This window comes from Sphingobium sp. HWE2-09 (assembly GCF_035989265.1).
GTDB lineage: Bacteria > Pseudomonadota > Alphaproteobacteria > Sphingomonadales > Sphingomonadaceae > Sphingobium.
Window position 1 is genome coordinate 869,082 of sequence record NZ_JAYKZX010000003.1, and the last position, 18,814, is coordinate 887,895.

Genomic DNA, 18,814 nt, shown 5'->3' on the forward strand with positions numbered 1-18,814 from the left:
CATTCTATCTTGCGCCCGAGAGGCGACATTTTGATCCGTTCGCTTCGAGCGAAGTCGAGAAGCCTAGAGCGTTGTGCTAGCGTTTCTCGACAGGCTCGAAACGAACGGATGTTGCTAAAGTCCGTCTAAGGTCATGAGACCGTGGCCAGTCGGCGCAATCGGAACCGCCTTATCTCTCATCCCGCCAGCGTAGCGTTGTCGATTACGAAGCGATATTTCACGTCGCTCTTCTGCATCCGCGCATAGGCGTCTTCGATATCCTGGATCGCGATCATTTCGATTTCCGCCGTGATGCCTTTCTCCGCACAGAAATCGAGCATTTCCTGCGTTTCGGCGATCCCGCCGATCAGCGACCCGGCAATCGCCCGCCGCTTGAAGATCAGCGCCGCGACATTGGGCGACGGATGCGCATGTTCCGGCACGCCGACCAGCGTCAGCGTCCCGTCCCGCTTCAACAGCGTGGTAAAGGCGTCCAGGTCGTGGCTCGCCGCCACGGTATTCAGGATGAAGTCGAAGCTGTTCGCATGCGCCGCCATCTCATCCGCGTTGCGCGATACGATCACCTCGTCCGCGCCCAATTCCAGCGCATCCTGCCGCTTGCCTTCGGACGTCGTAAAGGCGACGACATGCGCGCCCAGCGCATGGGCCAGCTTCACGCCCATATGGCCCAGCCCGCCGATGCCGACGATCCCGACCTTCATGCCCGGTCCGACATTCCAGTGGCGCAGCGGCGACCAGGTGGTGATGCCTGCGCAGAGCAGCGGCGCGACGGCGGCCAACTGTTCGGGCGCATGGCTGACCTTCAGGACGAAATCGTCCTTTACGACGATGATCTGCGAATAGCCGCCCAGCGTATGGCCCGGCGCATCGGCGGTAGGGCCATTATAGGTGCCGACGAAACCCTTCTCGCAATATTGCTCCAGCCCCTCATCGCAGGACGCGCAGGACTGGCAGCTGTCGACCATGCAGCCGACGCCGACCGTATCGCCGACCTTGACCTTGCCCACATGGTCGCCGACGGCGGTGACATGGCCGACGATTTCGTGGCCGGGGACGCAGGGGTATAATGTGCCATCCCATTCCGAACGGACCTGATGCAGGTCCGAATGGCACACGCCGCAATAGGCGATGGCGATCTGCACGTCATGGTCGCCGACGGCGCGGCGTTCGATGGCGATCGGCTCAAGCGGTTTGTCGGCGGCATGGGCGCCATAGGCTTTTACGCTCATGGATAATTCCTCGATGATAGGGATTTTCGCAAAAGGGTGGGGCAATCCGGGCGAAATGCCGCCTCTTTGTGCGGTGCGGCATAGATAGGAAGCCGTATGGCCCGATCAACCGGACCATTGCGAAAGCCGCCGACCACGCTATCTCTCCCCCATGTCCGGCCCCCAATCTCCCGACCGTTTCAACGAAGACAAAGCGTCCTTCACCGTCACCGGCAGCCAGCCGGATATCGACATGGGCGTGGAGGCGATCCGCACGACGCTTAAGACGCTGCCGATCCGCCCCGGCGTCTATCGCATGCACGATGCCCGCGGCGACGTGCTCTATGTGGGCAAGGCCCGGGCGCTGAAAAACCGCGTCGCCAACTATACCCAGGTCGATCGCCTCCCGCGCAGGCTCCAGCGCATGGTCGCCCAGACGCGCAGCATGACGATCGTCACCACCAACAGCGAAGCCGAAGCGCTGCTGCTGGAAGCGCAACTCATCAAGCGCTATCGCCCGCCCTATAACGTCCTGCTGCGCGACGACAAAAGTTTCCCCTTCATCCTGCTGCGCGACGATCACGCCTTCCCCCGCGTCCAGAAACATCGCGGCGCGCGCAAATATAAGGGGCGCTATTATGGCCCCTTCGCCAGCGCCGGATCGGTGACGCGCACGATCAACGCGCTTCAGAAACTGTTCCTGTTGCGCAGCTGCACCGACAGTTTCTTCGCCAATCGCTCGCGCCCCTGCCTGCTCTATCAAATCAAGCGCTGCTCTGCGCCCTGCGTCGATCGGATCGATCCGGCGGGCTATGCCGAATTGGTCAATGACGCGCAGGACTTCCTGGGCGGCAAATCCACCGCCGTGCAGAAGAAACTGGGCATGGCGATGCAATCGGCGTCCGATGCGATGGATTTCGAACAGGCGGCGGTGATCCGCGATCGCCTGAAGGCGCTGACCTTCATCCAGGGTAGCCAGGCGATCAACGCCGAAGGGCTGGGCGACGCCGACATCTTCGCGCTGGCGGAAAAGGGCGGATCGATGTGCATCCAGGCCTTCTTCATCCGCGGCGGCCAGAATTGGGGGCATCGCAGCTTCTTCCCGGTGCACACCGCCGATGTCGCGACCGAGGAGGTGCTGGAGAGCTTCATGGCGCAATTCTACGAAGAAGTGCCGCCGCCCAAGTTGATCCTCGCCGATCGCCAGCCCGCGGAATGCGAATTGATGATGCAAGCGCTCAGCGAGCGGGCGGGTTTTCGGGTGAAGATCGAAATTCCCCAGCGCGGCGACCGCACCCGCCTGATCAAACAGGCGCAGCGCAACGCGGTGGAGGCGCTCGACCGGCGCCTCGCGGAAACGACCAGCCAGGGCAAGATCCTGGACGAAATGGTCGAAACCTTCGGGCTGGACGGCGTGCCCGACCGGATCGAAATCTACGACAACAGCCATATTCAGGGCGCACACGCGCTGGGCGCGATGGTGGTGGCCGGGCCGGAGGGCTTCCGCAAGAACGCCTATCGCAAGTTCAACATGAAAAACCCGGAAACCAGCAACGACGATTTCGCGATGATGCGCGAGATGTTCGAACGCCGTTTCGGTCGCGCGCAAAAGGAAGACCCGGATCGCGACAGCGGCGAATGGCCCGACCTGGTGCTGATCGACGGCGGCAAGGGACAACTATCGGCCGCCCGCACCATGCTGGAGGAAATGGGTATCGAGGATGTCTGCATGATCGGCGTCGCCAAGGGGCCGCATCATGGTCGCGATGGGCGCGAAGTCTTCCATATGCTCGACGGTCGCGAAATCAATTTCCCGCTCAACCATCCCGTCCTCTTCTACCTCCAGCGCCTGCGGGACGAAGCCCACCGCTTCGCCATCGGCGCGCATCGGGCGAAGCGCAGCAAGGCAATCACGGTGTCGTCGCTGGACGAAGTCCCCGGCATCGGCCCGGCGCGCAAGAAGGCGCTGCTGATGCATTTCGGCACCGCCCGCGCGGTCCGCGACGCGGCGCTGGGCGACCTGATGCGCGCACCGGGCGTGTCGAAGGCGGTCGCGCAGCAGGTCTATGATTATTTTCATGGGTGAAACAGTTGGCGGAGGAGTTCGGATTGGAACTGTCGCGCCATATTGCGGGTCGCAAGAAGAAAGGCTGACACCGCTCGCTCGGCCCTACCAAGGCTATCGCAGCCCTCAAGTGACGGGTAGAGCGAGGCGATGCCCAGCCTCACTACATCCGCCATCGTCTGCGCCGTGCGCCATCATGGCGAACATGGCGCGATCGTGCGGCTGTTGACGCCGGACCATGGCCTGCTGTCGGGATATGTGCGCGGCGGGCGGTCGCGGACGCTGCGCCCGGTGCTGTTGCCCGGCAATGTCGTGAAAGCCGACTTCCGCGCTCGCACGGAAGATCAACTCGCCGGGCTGACGGTCGAACTGGCGCAGAGCCGCGCGCCGTTGCTCGCCGAACCGCTCCCCGCGGTTGCCATCGACTGGAGCTGCGCGCTGACCGCCGCGTCCTTACCCGAAGGCACGCCATACCCCGCTTTGCATCAGGCGCTGGACGGGTTGCTGGGCGCGATCGAAGCGGCACCCGCCGCGCGGGGCTGGGCGGTGGCGCTGGTCCGCTACGAACTGCTGCTGCTCGCCGAACTGGGCTTGGGTCTCGACCTCACCCGGTGCGCGGTGATGGGCGCGGCGGACGATCTCGCCTTCGTCAGCCCGCGCAGCGCCGCCGCCGTCAGCCGGGTGGGTGCGGTCGGCTATGAAGCTCGCCTCCTCCCGTTGCCCCCCTTCCTGATCAAAGGCGGCATGGGCGATTGGGCGCAGATATTGGATGGGTTGCGCCTTACCGGCTTCTTTCTCGAACGATCGGTGCTGGTCGATCGCCGGGCCGACATCCTGGCCGCGCGCGAAAGACTGGTCGACCGGCTGAAAAGGGCGGTTGCGTGAAACCTTCTGTCTCCATAAGGGCCAGCCACGCAATAACAGCTACGCACCAAAAGGAGTCTCGCCATGTTGATCGCCCTGTTCGCCGGAGACGGCATCGGTCCCGAAATCGTGGCGCAGGCCGTGCGTGTGCTCGATGCGCTGGCGATCCCCGGCCTGACCTATGAAGACGGTCTGGTCGGCGGTGCCGCCTATAAGGCGGTCGGCCATCCGCTGCCGCCTGAAACGCTGGAAATCGCCAAGCGCGCTGACGCCATCCTGTTCGGCGCCGTCGGCGATCCCGATTGCGACGCGCTGGAGCGCCACCTGCGCCCCGAACAGGCGATACTGGGCCTGCGCAAGGCGCTGGGCCTCTTCTCCAACCTGCGCCCGGCCAAGGTCTTCCCCGAACTGGCTGATGAATCCGCGCTGCGCCCCGAAGTCGCCGGCGCCATCGACCTGCTGATCGTCCGCGAAACCAATGGCGACGTCTATTTTGGCGAAAAAGGCTTCCGCACCACCGCCGATGGCCTGCGCGAAGGCTATGACGTCATGTCCTATAACGAAGCCGAAGTGCGCCGCATCGCCCATGCCGGTTTCCAGGCCGCCCGCGCCCGTCGCGGCAAGCTCTGTTCGGTGGACAAGGCCAATGTGCTGGAAACCAGCCAGTTGTGGCGCGACGTGGTGATCGAAATATCGGCCGACTATCCCGACGTGGCGCTCAGCCATATGTATGTGGATAATGCCGCGATGCAGCTGGTCCGCAACCCCGGCCAGTTCGATGTCATCGTCACCGGCAATCTGTTCGGCGATATCCTGTCGGATCAGGCGAGCATGTGCGTAGGCTCCATCGGCATGCTCGCGTCGGCCACCCTGAACGGCAGCGGACAGGGTCTGTACGAACCGATCCATGGCTCCGCTCCCGACATCACGGGCACCGGCAAGGCGAACCCGCTGGCGACCATCCTGTCCGCCGCGATGATGCTGCGCTATTCGCTGAACCTGCCCGATCAGGCCGACCGGATCGAAACCGCCGTGGCGAAGGCGTTGGCCGATGGCGCGCGTTCGCCCGATCTGGGCGGCGCCATGTCCACGGTGCAGATGGGCGATGCCGTGCTGGCGGCGCTATGAACCATTCGGTTCATCGCATAACCGACGGATTAATTTAAGTTTCGCGTCCCCATGCCGATTTAATCGAAAAATGGGGACGCGATAATGTCGACGGAATTGCAACAGGACCATGATGGCCTGCGACGCATCATGCGTGAATTTGCGCATATGATGCGGACCAAAGGGCCAGAAGCCATGCCGGACATCACCCGGATGCGCATCGCCTTTTCCCAGCTGTTTCGCGAACATATGGGCCGGGAAGACGGGATGATCGGCATCATGCGATCCGGCCCGGCGGCGGTACAGGGCGATCCGGTCGCCCGCGAACATAGCCGGGCCATGGTCGCGCTCTTTCTGCGCTACAGCGACCATATCAAAAGCTGGACCCCGGCACAGATCGAGGCGGACTGGCACGGCTATCGGGACGCGGTCCTGCAATTGCAGCAGGATTTGTTCAGCCGGATGGAGTGGGAAGAACGTTATCTCCATCCCCTGATAACCGAGCATCCGCGCCGGGCCGCCTGAAGCAACAGGCAAGACTGCAACGGGTCCAATTGCGCCGCATCGGTCCTGTCCTACTGCCTGCATGGCGGATAGGACGGCTGCCATGAACGACTTTTCCCTGACTAGCCTGCGGGCCGCTGCGCGCATGGTTCACGCCCAAATGCGGCCGACGCCGCAATATGCCTGGCCGTTGCTGGCCCAGCGGTCTGGCTGCGACCTGTGGGTCAAGCATGAAAACCACACACCCACCGGCGCCTTCAAGGTGCGCGGGGCCATCACCTACATCGATTGGCTCCGCCGCACCCACCCAGACGTGCGCGGCATCATCACCGCGACACGCGGCAATCACGGTCAGGCGCAGGTGCGCGCGGCCACTGCCGCCGGACTGAAGGCGACCATCGTCGTCCCCCACGGCAATGCGCTGGAAAAGAACGCCGCGATGCGCGCGTTCGGCGCGACCCTGATCGAACATGGTCATGATTTCGACAGTGCGAAGGCGGAAGCGATCCGCTTGTCGGCAAGCCAAGGCCTGTTCATGGTCCCGGCCTATCATGACGAACTGGTCCGCGGCGTTGCCAGCTACGGCCTGGAACTGTTCGACGCGGTGCCGGACCTCGACACCGTATATGTGCCAGTCGGCTGCGGATCGGGCCTGTGCGGCACGATCGCCGCGCGCGACGCGCTGGGCCTCAAGACCAAGGTCGTCGGCGTCGTGTCCGCTCATGTCGATGCCGCCAAGCGCAGCTTCGAGGCGGGCCGCCTGATCGCGTCGCCCACCGCCCATACTTTCGCCGATGGTGTGGCGGTCTGTACGCCCGTCCAGGCGGCGCTCGACTATTTCGCGCCGCGCGCCGATCGCTTCGTGGCCGTCACCGATGACGAAGTGGCGCAGGCGATCCGCATTTACTGGCAGGACACGCATAATCTGGCCGAAGGCGCAGGCGCGGTGGCGCTGGCCGCCGTGCTTCAGGAAAAGGACCGAATGCGGGGCAAGACGGTTGCAGTTATCCTCTCGGGCGGTAATGGCGACATGAGCCAGATGGCCGAGATATTGGGCGGCGCCACCCCGGTGGTGCGGCAAGACATGCGGAAAGCGATATGAAGCGGAAAAGCGGTCAGAACCCTGAGATCACCAAGAACTGGAAGCCCGCGACGCTGGCGATCCGGGGCGGCACGGCGCGTAGCGAGTGGGGCGAAACGTCCGAAGCCCTGTTCCTGACCAGCGGCTATAGCTACGACCGGGCGGAAGACGCCGCCGCACGCTTCGCGGGCGAACAGGTCGGCATGACCTATTCGCGTCTCCAGAACCCCACGGTCGAGATGCTGGAACAGCGCATCGCGCTGCTCGAAGGGGCCGAAGCCTGCCGCGCCACCGCCACCGGCATGGCTGCGATGACCGCTGCTTTGTTGTGCCAATTATCGGCGGGCGACCATGTCGTCGGGGCCAAGGCCGCATTCGGATCGTGCCGCTGGCTGACGGATACGCTGCTGCCGAAGTTCGGGATCGAAACGACGACCATCGACGGCAGCGACACCGCCGCCTGGGAAGCGGCGATCCGCCCCAATACTAAGGTCTTCTTCTTCGAAACTCCCGCCAACCCGACGATGGACGTGGTCGATCTGGCAGCTGTCTGCGCCATTGCCAAGGCGCATGGAATCACCAGCGTTGTCGACAACGCCTTCGCCACGCCCGCGTTGCAACGGCCGATGGATTTCGGCGCGGATGTCGTCGCCTATAGCGCGACCAAGATGATGGATGGGCAGGGCCGCGTGCTGGCCGGGGCTATTTGCGGCACGCGCGACTGGATCGACAATATCCTGTTGCCCTTCCACCGCAACACCGGCCCGACGCTGGCCGCGTTCAACGCCTGGGTGGTGCTCAAGGGGCTGGAGACGCTAGATCTGCGCATCCGTCGACAAAGCGAAAATGCGCAAAAGGTCGCGACCTTCCTGGAAGGCCGTGTCGCCAAGGTTCTGTATCCCGGCCTGCCAAGCCATCCCCAGCACACGCTGGCGATGCGCCAGATGGCGATGGCTGGCCCGATCTTCTCTCTCTATGTCGGCGGTGGCCGGGCGGAGGCGCATGGCCTGCTCAACGGCCTGGAACTGGTCGATATCAGCAACAATATCGGCGATTCGCGCTCGCTCATGACCCATCCCGCCTCCACCACCCATTTCGGCATGGCCGAAGCGGCGCGGCTGGAAGTCGGTATCACCGAAGACATGCTGCGCCTAAACGTTGGGTTGGAGGATGCCGACGACGTCATCGCCGACCTCGATCAGGCGCTGCGCGCGATAGGGCGTTGACGGATGAGGGGGTTAGGGCGCATTTCGGGCCGGTGAACGCGCTCTTCCCCTTCCACGCGACTACGCGGGACATCATCGTCCATGTCGCGGTCACCTTCCTGCCCGAACAGTCGGAGCCGGACCGGGGCCGCTGGTTCTGGGCCTATCATATCCGCATCGAAAATCAGGGCGACCAACCGGTCCAGTTGCTGACCCGCCACTGGGTCATCACCGACGGGCGCGGCGGCCAGCACAGGGTCGATGGCGACGGCGTGGTCGGCGAACAGCCGGTAGTGCAGCCGGGGAAAAGCTATGATTATGTATCGGGTTGCCCCCTCAATACCCCGTCCGGCTCGATGAAGGGCAGCTATCGCATGATCGGCGTGGACGGCGAGATGTTCGACGTCGCGATCCCCCATTTTTCCCTTATCGCCCCGGCGGTGGCCGAATGAAGCGGACGCATTTGCCATTGAACGGCCTGCGCGTGCTGGATGCGGCCGCGCGCCACCTGTCCTTCACCCGCGCGGCGGACGAACTGGCCGTGACTCCCGCCGCCGTCGGGCAGCAAATTCGCGCGTTGGAAGATATGCTGGGCGTCGTCCTCTTCCGCCGCACGCCCAAGGGGTTGGAGCTTACCCCCGAAACCGAAGCGGGCCTGGACGCCCTGCGCGCCGGTTTTCTGGAGTTCGAAGAAGCGGTGCGCGCCATGCAAGCGGGCCAGTCCAGCCATGCGCTGACGATCGCCGCGCCGCGCGACATCACCGGCAAATGGCTCCAGCCCCGGCTCGCCGCCTATGCCACCGGTCAGTCCGATCTGACTTTTCAACTGATTGCGGCCGACGAAGCGCTCGACTTCACCGAAGCCAATCTCGATATCGCCTTGCGCCTGTCGGATGGCGCGGGCGAGCATGAAGGCGTCAAGATCGGTGACGCCGCTTATGTCACGGTCGAGGCGGCGGAGGGCGGCCCCGATCATCGCATCGACTGGCCCGGCTGCCCCGCAGGCGACAAGCCCGCCATCATCCGCGTCGCCGACGGCGGCTTGGCGATCGAGGCGGCCGTCAGCGGTTTCGGCCGCGCCCGCGTGCCGCTGCTGCTGGCCCAGGCGGATTTAGCGGCGGGCCGCGTGCGTCAGGTGGGCGATACCAGCCCGACCCTGCTCGCCTATTGGCTCATCGCCCCGCTACCCCAATGGCGACAGAAAAAGGTCAAGGCGCTGGTCGAGGCGCTGACGGCGTGATGTAAAGGGTGGCCGCTATCATCGGCCAAAGGCGCTTATTGTGAATGCCGTGTTCCCGTGAAGACGGGAACCCAGTCCCGCCATGTCAACTTTAGTCCCGCCTAAGTGTGACCACCGATAATCCGGCAGCAGCAAATCTGCTTTTTGGGTCACAGTCTTAGCGTCAACGCGCCGTCTCATCCTCGGCCAGTATATTCATCGCCCGCGTCATCAGCGCCACGAACTTGGCCTCATCGACGCGCGCGATCGGATTATTCCAACTGCCGCTAACCGCATACCATCGGCCATCCTGCGTCTGGCCCAACATATTCATCGCCATGACGCCCGGCTCGCTGCCGCCCTTATAGCCCAGATAGCGCCAGCGCTTCGCATCGGCAGGCGCTATGCCGGGATTGACCGCCAGGATCGGCAATGCCTCGCCGCCATGAATGCGCAGCCAATCCAGCAGCCCGATTATGTCCCTGGGCGACGCAAACCATTCGATGCTGCCGATTGCCGTAGGCACTTCGGCGACGCTGCCGACATCCACCTTTTCGGCGGTCAAATGCGTGGCATTCTCCCGCAACAGCGCGCGGCGGTCAGCAACCGTGTCGCTCGCATATCGGCTAGCCAGTTCGGCATTGGCGGGCATTTTGAGCGCAAAGGCCTCCGCAGTGCTCAGGACCGGCAGCGCCTTGTCCGCATCCACATGGCCGGTCGTCGCCAGCATCGCATCGACCTTCGTCCGGCCCAGCGCCGACAACAGCGTGTCGCTGGCGCTATTGTCGCTTTCCGCGATCATCGCAGTGGCAAGGCTGTGCAGCGTCATCGGCGCGCGATCGGGCCAGTCCTTGAGGCGTCCAGAGAAGCTCTTCGGGCCAAGCGGGACGACATCGGTCCAACGCCGTTCCTGCGCAGCGACAGCGCGAGAAAGTTCGGCCAGCACATAGAGTTTGAAGCTGGAGCCGGTCGCCATTTGGGCGTCGGCGCGGTGGGCGCGCAGCCATTGCGGCCCGCCGTCGGTCAGCTTCGCGATGGCGAAGGCCGTCGTGCCGGGCAGGGCGGCGATGTCCGCCATAATCTTGTCCAGGCTGTCATTGGCGGTGCGGGCGCCCACGACATGCAGCCCCACGACAAGATTGGGTGCCTGCGGTGCAACCACCAAAGTGAAGCCGACGGTCGCCCGCTCATACCGTATCTCGACTTGGCCGCTGGTGGCGCTATCCGTGCGCACCGCGCCCAATGCCAGCGGCTTGCCATATTGCGTGCGCAGTTCGGCGGCGATGGCGCGCCATCGGTCGACCGGCACCGCTTCCAGGAACAGGGTCGAAAAGAAGCCTTCCTCCCCGCCGGGCGCCGACAGGATGCGGAACAATTGTTCGGCGCGGGCTTGATAGCTGGGCGGGGACGCTGCGTGGGAAGGCGAGGAGAATATAGCCGCCGTCAGAAGCAGCCACATGCGCCAGACGCGGCTAAACCGTAACGCCGCGCGCGCCCAGGGCGAGCGATCACCCATCCAGCCCAACGCGCATGTCCGATGGGGCATATAAGGCATCGAAAGGGGCCAGACCGATCAAGCGTCGATCGCTTCCTCGTCCACCGCCGCGGCATTTTCCTGAATGAAGGCAAAGCGGTGGGCCGGGTTGGTGCCCATCAGCCGGTCGACCAGATCGCGCACCTGCTGCCGATCCTCGATATCGTCGGGCAGGGTGATGCGGATCAGCATCCGGGTCTTGGGGTCCATGGTCGTTTCGCGCAGCTGCATCGGGTTCATTTCGCCCAGTCCCTTGAAGCGGCTGACTTCGACTTTCTTGCCCTTGAACTCCTTGCGCAGCAGTTCCTCGCGATGGGCATCGTCCTTGGCGTAGAGGCTCTTGCCGCCGGAAACGATGCGATAGAGCGGCGGCTGCGCCAGATAGAGATGGCCGCGCCGAACCAGTTCGGGCATTTCCTGGAAGAAGAAGGTCATCAACAGCGTGGCGATATGCGCGCCGTCCACGTCCGCATCGGTCATGATGACGATGCGTTCGTAGCGCAGATGGTCCGGGTTGCAGTCCTTGCGCGTGCCGCAGCCCAGCGCCAGGATCATGTCGGCAATTTCCTGGTTCGCCAATATCTTGGCATTATTGGCTGACGCGACGTTGAGGATCTTGCCGCGCAGGGGCAGGATCGCCTGCGTCTTGCGGTCGCGCGCCTGCTTGGCCGAACCGCCCGCGCTATCCCCTTCGACCAGAAAGATTTCAGCGCCTTCCGGGTCGTCGTTCGAACAATCGGTGAGCTTGCCGGGCAGGCGCAGCTTGCGGCTGTTGGTCGCCGTCTTGCGCTTGACCTCCTTCTCCTGCTTGCGCTTCAACCGCTCGTCCATCCGGTCCAGCACATAGGCGAGCAGCGCCTTGCCCCGGTCCATATGGTCGGTGAGATAATGGTCGAAATGGTCGCGCACCGCATTTTCCACCAGCCGCGCAGCATCCGGGCTGGTCAGCCGATCCTTGGTCTGGCTCTGAAACTGGGGATCGCGGATGAAGACCGACAGCATGATTTCCGATGACGTCATGATGTCGTCGGCGGTGATGTCCTTCGCCTTCTTCTGACCCACCAGATCGGCAAAAGCGCGGATGCCCTTGACCAGAGCGGCGCGCAGCCCCGCTTCATGGGTGCCGCCGTCGGGCGTTGGGATGGTGTTGCAATACCAGCTATAGCTGCCGTCGGACCAGAGCGGCCAGGCGACCGCCCATTCGACCCGGCCCGCTGTGCCAGGAAAATCCTGATTGCCTGAAAAAAAGACGCTGGTGGCGCAATCGCGATCGCCAATCTGTTCCTTCAAATGATCGGCCAGACCGCCCGGGAATTGGAACACGGCTTCGGCAGGCGTATCGTCGCTGATCAGTTCGGGCGCGCATTTCCAGCGGATTTCCACGCCAGCGAACAGATAGGCTTTGGACCGGGCGAGCCGGTGGAGGCGGGCAGGCTTGAACTTCTGCTCGCCGAAAATCTCCGTATCGGGCACGAAGCTGACCAGCGTGCCGCGCCGGTTCGGCGCCGCGCCGACCTTCTCCAGCGCCGTTTGCGGCAAGCCTTGCGAAAAGCGTTGGCGAAACAATTCCTTGTTGCGCGCCACTTCGACCACCGTGTCGGTCGACAGCGCATTGACCACGGAAATGCCCACGCCATGCAGACCGCCGGAGGTGGCATAGGCCTTCCCCTCGAACTTGCCGCCCGAATGGAGCGTCGTCATGATGACTTCCAGCGCCGACTTGCCAGGAAATTTCGGGTGGGGATCGACCGGGATGCCGCGGCCATTGTCCGTGATGGTCAGCTTGTTGCCTGGCTCCAGCGTCACCTCGATCCGGGTCGCGTGACCTGCGACCGCTTCGTCCATGCTGTTGTCCAGCACCTCGCTCGCCAAATGGTGCAGCGCCCGTTCGTCGGTCCCGCCGATATACATGCCGGGGCGGCGGCGGACGGGTTCCAGCCCCTCCAGCACCTCGATGGTAGACGCATCATATTGCGGCGTAGCGGAAGCGTTGGCGGCGAAAAGGTCTTCGGACATGGAACAAGCTATAAGCGGACGGGCGCGCCGTGCAAGCGTTGCCCATAGGGCACAGTGGCAATCAAAACTTACAAAGTGCGCTGCAACAAATTTTCCGCCTCAGTCGTTAGCGCCGGGAATGTGGAGATGATTTCTCCATATGGTGAGGAGACTATTGTATGAAGCTAACCCTGATCGCGCCCATCGGTGCAACTTTGGCCATGGCATTGGCCATGCCGGCGGTTGCGCAGGACAGCGCACCGGTCGATTGGACCGGTCCCTATATTGGCGGGTCGTTCGGCTATAATTGGCAGAAGAAGGACGGTAACGAGCATCTGCGGTTCGATACCAATGCCGATGGCGATTATAACGACATCGTGCGTACCGGCAACGGCACGACCGGTCCGAACGCCTTCTCGCCCGGCACCTGCGGCGGCGCTGCCCGCGGCGCGACCCCTGCCAGCGGCTGCTCCGACGATAAGGACGCGATCGCCTGGATGGGCCATGTCGGCTATGATCGTCAGTTCGGCAGCATCGTCGCAGGCGTGGTAGCAGAAGGCGGCAAGTCTTATATCGATGACAAGGTCAGCGAATATTCGACCACTCCGGCTTTCTACACCATGCGCCGCAAGATCGACTGGAACGCCAATCTGCGGGCGCGTCTGGGCTACACCACCCCCGGTGGTATCATGCCCTATATCACGGGCGGTCTGTCCTATGCCAAGGTGAAGAACAATTTCACCACCAGCAACACGGCCAACAGCTTCACGTCCGTCAACAGCAAGGAAGACGCCTGGGGCTGGAACATGGGCGGCGGTATCGAAGCCAAGGTGTCGAGCAACTTCTCGATCGGCGCGCGCTATCTGTGGACCCGTTATAACGCCAATGACTATCGCGTCGATGTCGGTGCGGGCACGGCGCCTGCCACCAACCCCTTCCGCATCACCCCCTCGGGTGGCGCCAGCATCAATCGTGGCGACAAGTTCGATACGCAGAGCGTGATGATCACGACCAGCTATCGCTTCTGATCGCTGCTACTGACTAAAAAGGCCCGGTTTCCAACAGGAAACCGGGCCTTTTTAATGTCTCGCGTCAGTGCTTAGCGAACGCGCGGGCCACCGAAAGGCAGCGGCGGCGGCGGACGGCGCGTGCCGCGCGGCAGTTGGGCCTGATAGGCGCGACCGCAATGTTCGACGCAGTAGGGGAAGCCAGGGTTCACCGCTTCACCGCAGAAATGGAAGTCCGGCTCGCCCGGATGACCCATCGGCCATTTGCAGATCCGCTCCGTCAGGTCGAGCAAAGTAGTCTTGTCGGCGATTTCCGCGCTGGGCTTGGCAGGCACCAAGCGGCGCGGCGGGGCTGGCGGGATCGGCGCCTGCTGGTCACCTGGACCTTGGCGTAGGAAGCCGCCGGGGCCAACGGAAATGATCCGCGGCTGCGGCGCGGCGGGCGGCGCATCGGCGGCTGCCGCCGGGGCGGCGGCGGGCGCTGTCGCAGCAGGCGCGGCGGCCGGTGCGGACACCGGTGCACGCGTCGGTGCTGGCGCAGGCGCGGCAGGCGCGGCGGCGGCACGGGGCGCTTCCACCTCCGGCGTGGGTGCAGGTTTGCGCGGGGCAGGGGCGGCGGCCTTCTTGGGCGCTTCGTTCGCCTTAACGGGCGAAGGGCGGGATTGCAGGCCCAGGCGATGCGCCTTGCCGATCACCGCATTACGGCTGACCCCGCCGAGTTCGTCGGCGATCTGGCTCGCGGTCAAGCCGCGTTCCCACATCCCCTTGAGCTGGTCGATACGCTCGTCGGTCCAGGACAATGAAAAACTCCTCACAAATTTCGTCTGGCTTCCTATATGGGAAGCACGCGTCGCAGGTTCAAATCCTTGAACCTTCCCCCTTGCCGCATAACGGACCAGCCGATAGTCGATCCCATCATGAACGACCAGCCCAAAATTCACGCCGCGCCTGCGGTCATGCCGCCTTTCGCCGAGCCGGGCGTCCCGCAAATCCGCAACATCAACTGGGCGGGGACATGGGCGCTCTATGCCAAGGAAGTGCGTCGCTTCCTGAAGGTGCAGCTCCAAACCGTATGGGCACCGGCGATCACGACGCTGATGTTCCTGGTGATCTTCATCGTCGCGCTGGGCGGCAGCGGCCGGACGGTGCTGCTGCGCGGGGAAGCGGTGCCCTTCGCCGATTTCATTGCGCCGGGCCTCATCATTATGGGCATGATCAACGCCTGCTTCGCCAATGCCAGCTTTGCGCTGATGGTGGGCAAGGTGCAGGGGACGCTAGTCGATTATCTGATGCCGCCGATCGGCGTTGGCGAATTATTGTTCGCGCTGGCGGCATCGTCGGTCACGCGCGCTATGTTCGTCGGCTCGGCCCTGTGGATGGCGATGGCCTTGTGGCCGGGCGTCCATGTCACGCCTGCCCATTTGTGGGCGGTCCTGTGGTTTGGGATTCTCGGCACCAGCTTCATCGCCTTCTTGGGCGTCCTGACATCGATCTGGGCGGAAAAGTTCGATCATGGCGCGGCGATCACCAATTTCGTGATCGGACCGTTGGCTTTGCTGTCAGGCACCTTCTATTCGATCGACCGGTTGCCCCCGGTGTTCCAGGCGATCAGCCACGCCAATCCGTTCTTCTACATCATCTCTGGCTTCCGCTACGGCTTCGTCGCGGCGGCGGACACCAATGTCGTCGTGGGCAGCAGCGTCCTGCTAGGGCTGAACCTGCTGCTCGGTGGCCTATGCTATACGCTGCTGAAGCGCGGTTGGAAGATCAAGGCCTGAGCAACCGTCGCCGCGTCAGATGAAGGCGGCGAAAAGCGGCACGACGATCCCCATGACGAACAGCGCCGCGGCCGCCATCAGCCAATGATGCGGGCGCGGCCAGCGCGCCTGGATTGGATTGTTGTCGTCAGGCCCAGTTTGCACGCGTCTGCCTTTCCGTAGAGCGCTGAAGAGCCGCCAACGTCTATCAAAGCTCACGGGCTTTACAATTCTCTGCGTTGCCACACCGAATTTCGCGCTCCGTTCAGGCGCTGGTTACCAATTTCTGCGACAGGCAGGACGTGGCGGCAGGGAAAAGGAGCAGTTGTGAAGGTAGCTTTGGTGTTCGGGACGCGGCCCGAAGCGATCAAGATGTTTCCGGTGGTCCACGCGCTGCGTGCGCAACCGGGCATGGATACGCGTGTCATCGTGACCGCGCAGCATCGCGGCCTGCTGGACCAAGTGCTGGCGATTGCGGGGATCGTACCGGACATCGACCTGGACGTCATGGTGCCCAACCAGACGCTGGATGGCCTGACCGCCAAACTGATCGTGGAACTGGGCCAGGCGTTCGACGCTGAAAAGCCCGACCGTATCGTCGTCCATGGCGACACGCTGACCACCATGGTCGCCAGCCTCGCTGCCTATTATCGCAAAATCCCGGTCGCCCATGTCGAAGCGGGCCTGCGCAGCGGCGACATTCACCATCCCTGGCCCGAAGAGGTCAACCGCCGCGTCGTCGCCTGCATCGCCGACATGAACTTCGCCCCGACGCAGGCCGCCGCAGACGCGCTGCTGGCCGAAAGCCGCGACGCCGCAACCATCCACATCACTGGCAACACGGTGATCGACGCGCTGCTCGCCACCCGCGACAGGGTGCTGGCGGAACCGGCGCTTGCCAGCGGCCTTGACGATCTGGCCGCCCGCTTTGCGGGCAAGCGGATCGTCGCCGTCACTAGCCACCGGCGCGAAAATTTCGGCGGCGGCATGGAAGCGATCGCCCGCGCCATCGCCGACATCGCGGCCCGGCCCGATGTCGCGGTCATCTTCCCGGTCCACCCCAACCCCAATGTCCGTCCGGTGATGGACACGATGCTGGGCGAGTTGCCCAATGTCGCGATGATCGAACCGCTCGACTATCCACACTTCGTGCGTCTGCTCGACATGTGCCATCTCGTCCTGACGGACAGCGGCGGCGTGCAGGAAGAAGCGCCCTCGCTCGGCAAACCCGTGCTCGTCATGCGCGAAACGACCGAGCGGCCCGAGGGCGTAACCGCCGGCACGGCCAGACTGGTGGGCACCGACCGTGCGTTGATCGTGCGCGAAGTGCTGGCGCTGCTGGATGACGAGGACGCCTATCAGGCGATGGCCCGCGCGCATAACCCCTTCGGTGACGGTCAGGCGGCGGACCGAATCGCAGCGGTGATCGGCGCAGGGGTGACGCCGGCTGAATAAGGGCGACGCAGCGCCCGCCTTCTGCTACCTGACGGCATCGCCGCGAACCCTGCCTGCAAGCATTCGTGATGACCGAGAGACAATCGCGCTCCCGCTTGCCAAGCAAGGAGCCTGTCTCATGACCATTATCTACCTCACCCCGACCGTCTATATGATGGACCTGCACGCATGAGCCGGGCGATCAACCTCAACGCCCCGCTGGACGATGTCACCGCCCTGTGCACGCGTCACGCCATCGCCATTTCCACCATCGAACCGCTGTCTTCGGGCGGCACCCGCGTCGTCCTGATCAATCCCGATGGCGCGGATCGCATCCGCACCCTGATGAAAACCAAGATCATCACCACGCCGGTCGTCCGGTCGCCGATGCACATGGCGCGTCAGCCGTTGCCGCGCTATCGCTAGGCATAGCCCGCCGCGATAATCGCGCGGCGCGAGCGTTACCGAAATCTTCAGCATTTTCGGGCAGGAAAGCGGGCAAATTCACTGTTTGAAGGATTGCCCGCCTCATGCCCGTCGATGCCAAGCAGAAGGTTTCCGTCATTGGCCTGGGCTATATCGGCCTGCCCACCGCCGCGCTGATCGCCCGCGGCGGCGCGCAGGTCGTCGGCGTAGACGTCAGCGCCCATGTGGTCGAAACCGTCAATAGTGGCCGCGTTCATATCGAGGAAGTCGATCTGGACGGCCTGGTGCAGGGCGTCGTCGCACGCGGCAATCTGCGCGCATCGCTGGAGGTCGAGGAAAGCGACGTCTTCATCATCGCGGTGCCGACCCCGGTGTCGGAAGATCGCGCGCCCGACATCAGCTATGTGCTCAAAGCCGCGCGCACGATCGCCCCGGTGCTCAAGGCTGGCGATACGGTGATCCTCGAATCCACCTCGCCCGTCGGCACGACCGAAGCGATGCGTGACGTGATCGGCGGCATCCGCCCCGACCTCAAAATGCCCGGCACTGGCGTCGCGGGTGACATCGCCATCGCCTATTGCCCCGAACGCGTGTTGCCCGGCCGCATTCTGGTCGAACTGATCGACAATGATCGCTGCATCGGCGGCATCACGCCGCGTTGCGCGCGCAAGGCGCTGGGCTTCTATCGCCAGTTCGTGCGCGGCGCCTGCATCACCACAACCGCCCGCGCCGCCGAAATGGTCAAGCTGGTCGAAAACAGCTTCCGCGACGTCAATATCGCCTTTGCCAATGAATTGTCGGTGATCGCGGAGAATATGGACATCGACGTGTGGGAAGTGATCCGCCTCGCCAACCGTCACCCCCGCGTCAACATCCTGTCGCCCGGTCCGGGTGTCGGCGGCCATTGCATCGCCGTCGATCCCTGGTTCATCGTCCATGGCGACCCGGACAACGCCCGCATCATCCGCACCGCGCGCGAAGTGAATGACGGCAAGACCGACTATGTCGTCGCCAAGGCATCCGACATGATCGACAGCTTCGCCGACGAGAATGTCGCCTGCCTCGGCCTAGCCTTCAAGGCGAATATCGACGACTTCCGCGAAAGCCCCGCCGTCAAGGTCGCCGCGCGTCTCGCCCGCCGCTATGGTCGTCGCATCAAGCTGGTCGAACCCTATGCCCAGGCGCTGCCGATGGAGTTCGCCGGAACCGGTGCCGAACTGGTCGATCTCGATACGGCTCTGGAACAATGTGGCGTTTTCGTCATTCTTGTCGATCATGACATGTTCAAATCTGTCCCCGTCGACGAACGTGCCGGCAAGGCTGTCTATGACACCAGGGGAATCTGGCCCGATCAGCCCCGCCGCCTGGCGCAACCGGCGCCGGGCCGTCTCGCCGTCTGACGGCGGGC

General features: G+C 63.8%; 18 protein-coding genes. 13 read left to right on the top strand and 5 right to left on the bottom strand.

From position 1 onward, the window contains the following. Positions 1-176 precede the first annotated feature (176 nt). Positions 177-1,229: an NAD(P)-dependent alcohol dehydrogenase gene (locus U5A89_RS09615; protein ID WP_338160933.1), complete on the bottom strand. Its 1,053-nt coding sequence runs from the start codon at positions 1,227-1,229 to the stop codon at positions 177-179. Positions 1,230-1,380: 151 nt separating this feature from the next. Here U5A89_RS09615 and uvrC point away from each other — a divergent pair, with 151 nt between their 5' ends. The 8 genes from uvrC (at position 1,381) to U5A89_RS09655 (ending at position 9,274) form a co-directional block, all read left to right on the top strand. Continuing rightward, complete coding sequence (gene uvrC, locus U5A89_RS09620) at positions 1,381-3,294, top strand: excinuclease ABC subunit UvrC (protein WP_338160934.1); 1,914 nt, start codon at positions 1,381-1,383, stop codon at positions 3,292-3,294. A gap of 129 nt (positions 3,295-3,423) precedes the next feature. After that, positions 3,424-4,158 carry a DNA repair protein RecO gene (gene recO / locus U5A89_RS09625; RefSeq protein ID WP_338160935.1) on the top strand — a complete coding sequence of 245 codons (735 nt, stop codon included), beginning with the start codon at positions 3,424-3,426 and terminating at the stop codon, positions 4,156-4,158. Between the two features lie 63 nt (positions 4,159-4,221). Then, positions 4,222-5,265: a 3-isopropylmalate dehydrogenase gene (gene leuB / locus U5A89_RS09630; protein ID WP_338160936.1), complete on the top strand. Its 1,044-nt coding sequence runs from the start codon at positions 4,222-4,224 to the stop codon at positions 5,263-5,265. 84 nt (positions 5,266-5,349) lie between these two features. Further along, a complete protein-coding gene (locus U5A89_RS09635; protein ID WP_338160937.1) occupies positions 5,350-5,769 on the top strand; it encodes a hypothetical protein in 420 nt (139 codons plus the stop codon). Positions 5,770-5,851: 82 nt separating this feature from the next. Continuing rightward, positions 5,852-6,850: a threonine dehydratase gene (locus U5A89_RS09640; RefSeq protein WP_338160938.1), complete on the top strand. Its 999-nt coding sequence runs from the start codon at positions 5,852-5,854 to the stop codon at positions 6,848-6,850. After that, positions 6,847-8,055 (top strand): trans-sulfuration enzyme family protein, encoded by a 1,209-nt coding sequence (locus U5A89_RS09645; RefSeq protein ID WP_338160939.1) that lies wholly within the window; start codon positions 6,847-6,849, stop codon positions 8,053-8,055. The genes U5A89_RS09640 and U5A89_RS09645 overlap by 4 nt, the downstream gene beginning before the upstream one ends. 32 nt (positions 8,056-8,087) lie before the next feature. Beyond that, a complete protein-coding gene (gene apaG, locus U5A89_RS09650) occupies positions 8,088-8,486 on the top strand; it encodes a Co2+/Mg2+ efflux protein ApaG (protein ID WP_338162998.1) in 399 nt (132 codons plus the stop codon). Then, positions 8,483-9,274: a LysR family transcriptional regulator gene (locus tag U5A89_RS09655; RefSeq protein ID WP_338160940.1), complete on the top strand. Its 792-nt coding sequence runs from the start codon at positions 8,483-8,485 to the stop codon at positions 9,272-9,274. The genes apaG and U5A89_RS09655 overlap by 4 nt, the downstream gene beginning before the upstream one ends. 163 nt (positions 9,275-9,437) lie before the next feature. On the opposite strand, the gene U5A89_RS09660 is transcribed toward U5A89_RS09655, so the two are convergent. Together U5A89_RS09660 and parE are read right to left on the bottom strand one after the other, a co-directional pair. Continuing rightward, complete coding sequence (locus U5A89_RS09660) at positions 9,438-10,799, bottom strand: serine hydrolase (RefSeq protein ID WP_338160941.1); 1,362 nt, start codon at positions 10,797-10,799, stop codon at positions 9,438-9,440. A gap of 27 nt (positions 10,800-10,826) precedes the next feature. After that, positions 10,827-12,803, bottom strand: a complete 1,977-nt coding sequence (gene parE, locus U5A89_RS09665; RefSeq protein WP_338160942.1) for a DNA topoisomerase IV subunit B — start codon at positions 12,801-12,803, stop codon at positions 10,827-10,829. Positions 12,804-12,961: 158 nt separating this feature from the next. Here parE and U5A89_RS09670 point away from each other — a divergent pair, with 158 nt between their 5' ends. Then, positions 12,962-13,810, top strand: a complete 849-nt coding sequence (locus U5A89_RS09670; protein WP_338160943.1) for an outer membrane protein — start codon at positions 12,962-12,964, stop codon at positions 13,808-13,810. 71 nt (positions 13,811-13,881) lie between these two features. On the opposite strand, the gene U5A89_RS09675 is transcribed toward U5A89_RS09670, so the two are convergent. After that, a complete protein-coding gene (locus tag U5A89_RS09675; protein WP_338160944.1) occupies positions 13,882-14,589 on the bottom strand; it encodes a GcrA family cell cycle regulator in 708 nt (235 codons plus the stop codon). Positions 14,590-14,706: 117 nt separating this feature from the next. Here U5A89_RS09675 and U5A89_RS09680 point away from each other — a divergent pair, with 117 nt between their 5' ends. After that, a complete protein-coding gene (locus tag U5A89_RS09680) occupies positions 14,707-15,567 on the top strand; it encodes an ABC transporter permease (protein ID WP_338160945.1) in 861 nt (286 codons plus the stop codon). A gap of 15 nt (positions 15,568-15,582) precedes the next feature. Here the strand turns inward: U5A89_RS09680 and U5A89_RS09685 are convergent, their stop codons facing one another. Continuing rightward, the gene (locus U5A89_RS09685; protein WP_338160946.1) at positions 15,583-15,711 is read right to left on the bottom strand and encodes a hypothetical protein; all 129 of its coding nucleotides are present in this window, start codon (positions 15,709-15,711) and stop codon (positions 15,583-15,585) included. 162 nt (positions 15,712-15,873) lie between these two features. Between U5A89_RS09685 and wecB the strand changes: the two genes are divergently transcribed. The 3 genes from wecB to wecC all read left to right on the top strand — a co-directional run bounded on the left by wecB (position 15,874) and on the right by wecC (position 18,806). Continuing rightward, positions 15,874-17,001, top strand: coding sequence for a non-hydrolyzing UDP-N-acetylglucosamine 2-epimerase (gene wecB, locus U5A89_RS09690; RefSeq protein WP_338160947.1), 1,128 nt, complete (start codon positions 15,874-15,876; stop codon positions 16,999-17,001). Positions 17,002-17,169: 168 nt separating this feature from the next. After that, entirely contained in the window at positions 17,170-17,406 is a 237-nt protein-coding gene (locus U5A89_RS09695) for a hypothetical protein (protein WP_338160948.1), read from the top strand. Between the two features lie 104 nt (positions 17,407-17,510). After that, positions 17,511-18,806, top strand: a complete 1,296-nt coding sequence (gene wecC, locus U5A89_RS09700) for a UDP-N-acetyl-D-mannosamine dehydrogenase (RefSeq protein WP_338160949.1) — start codon at positions 17,511-17,513, stop codon at positions 18,804-18,806. Positions 18,807-18,814 lie beyond the last annotated feature (8 nt).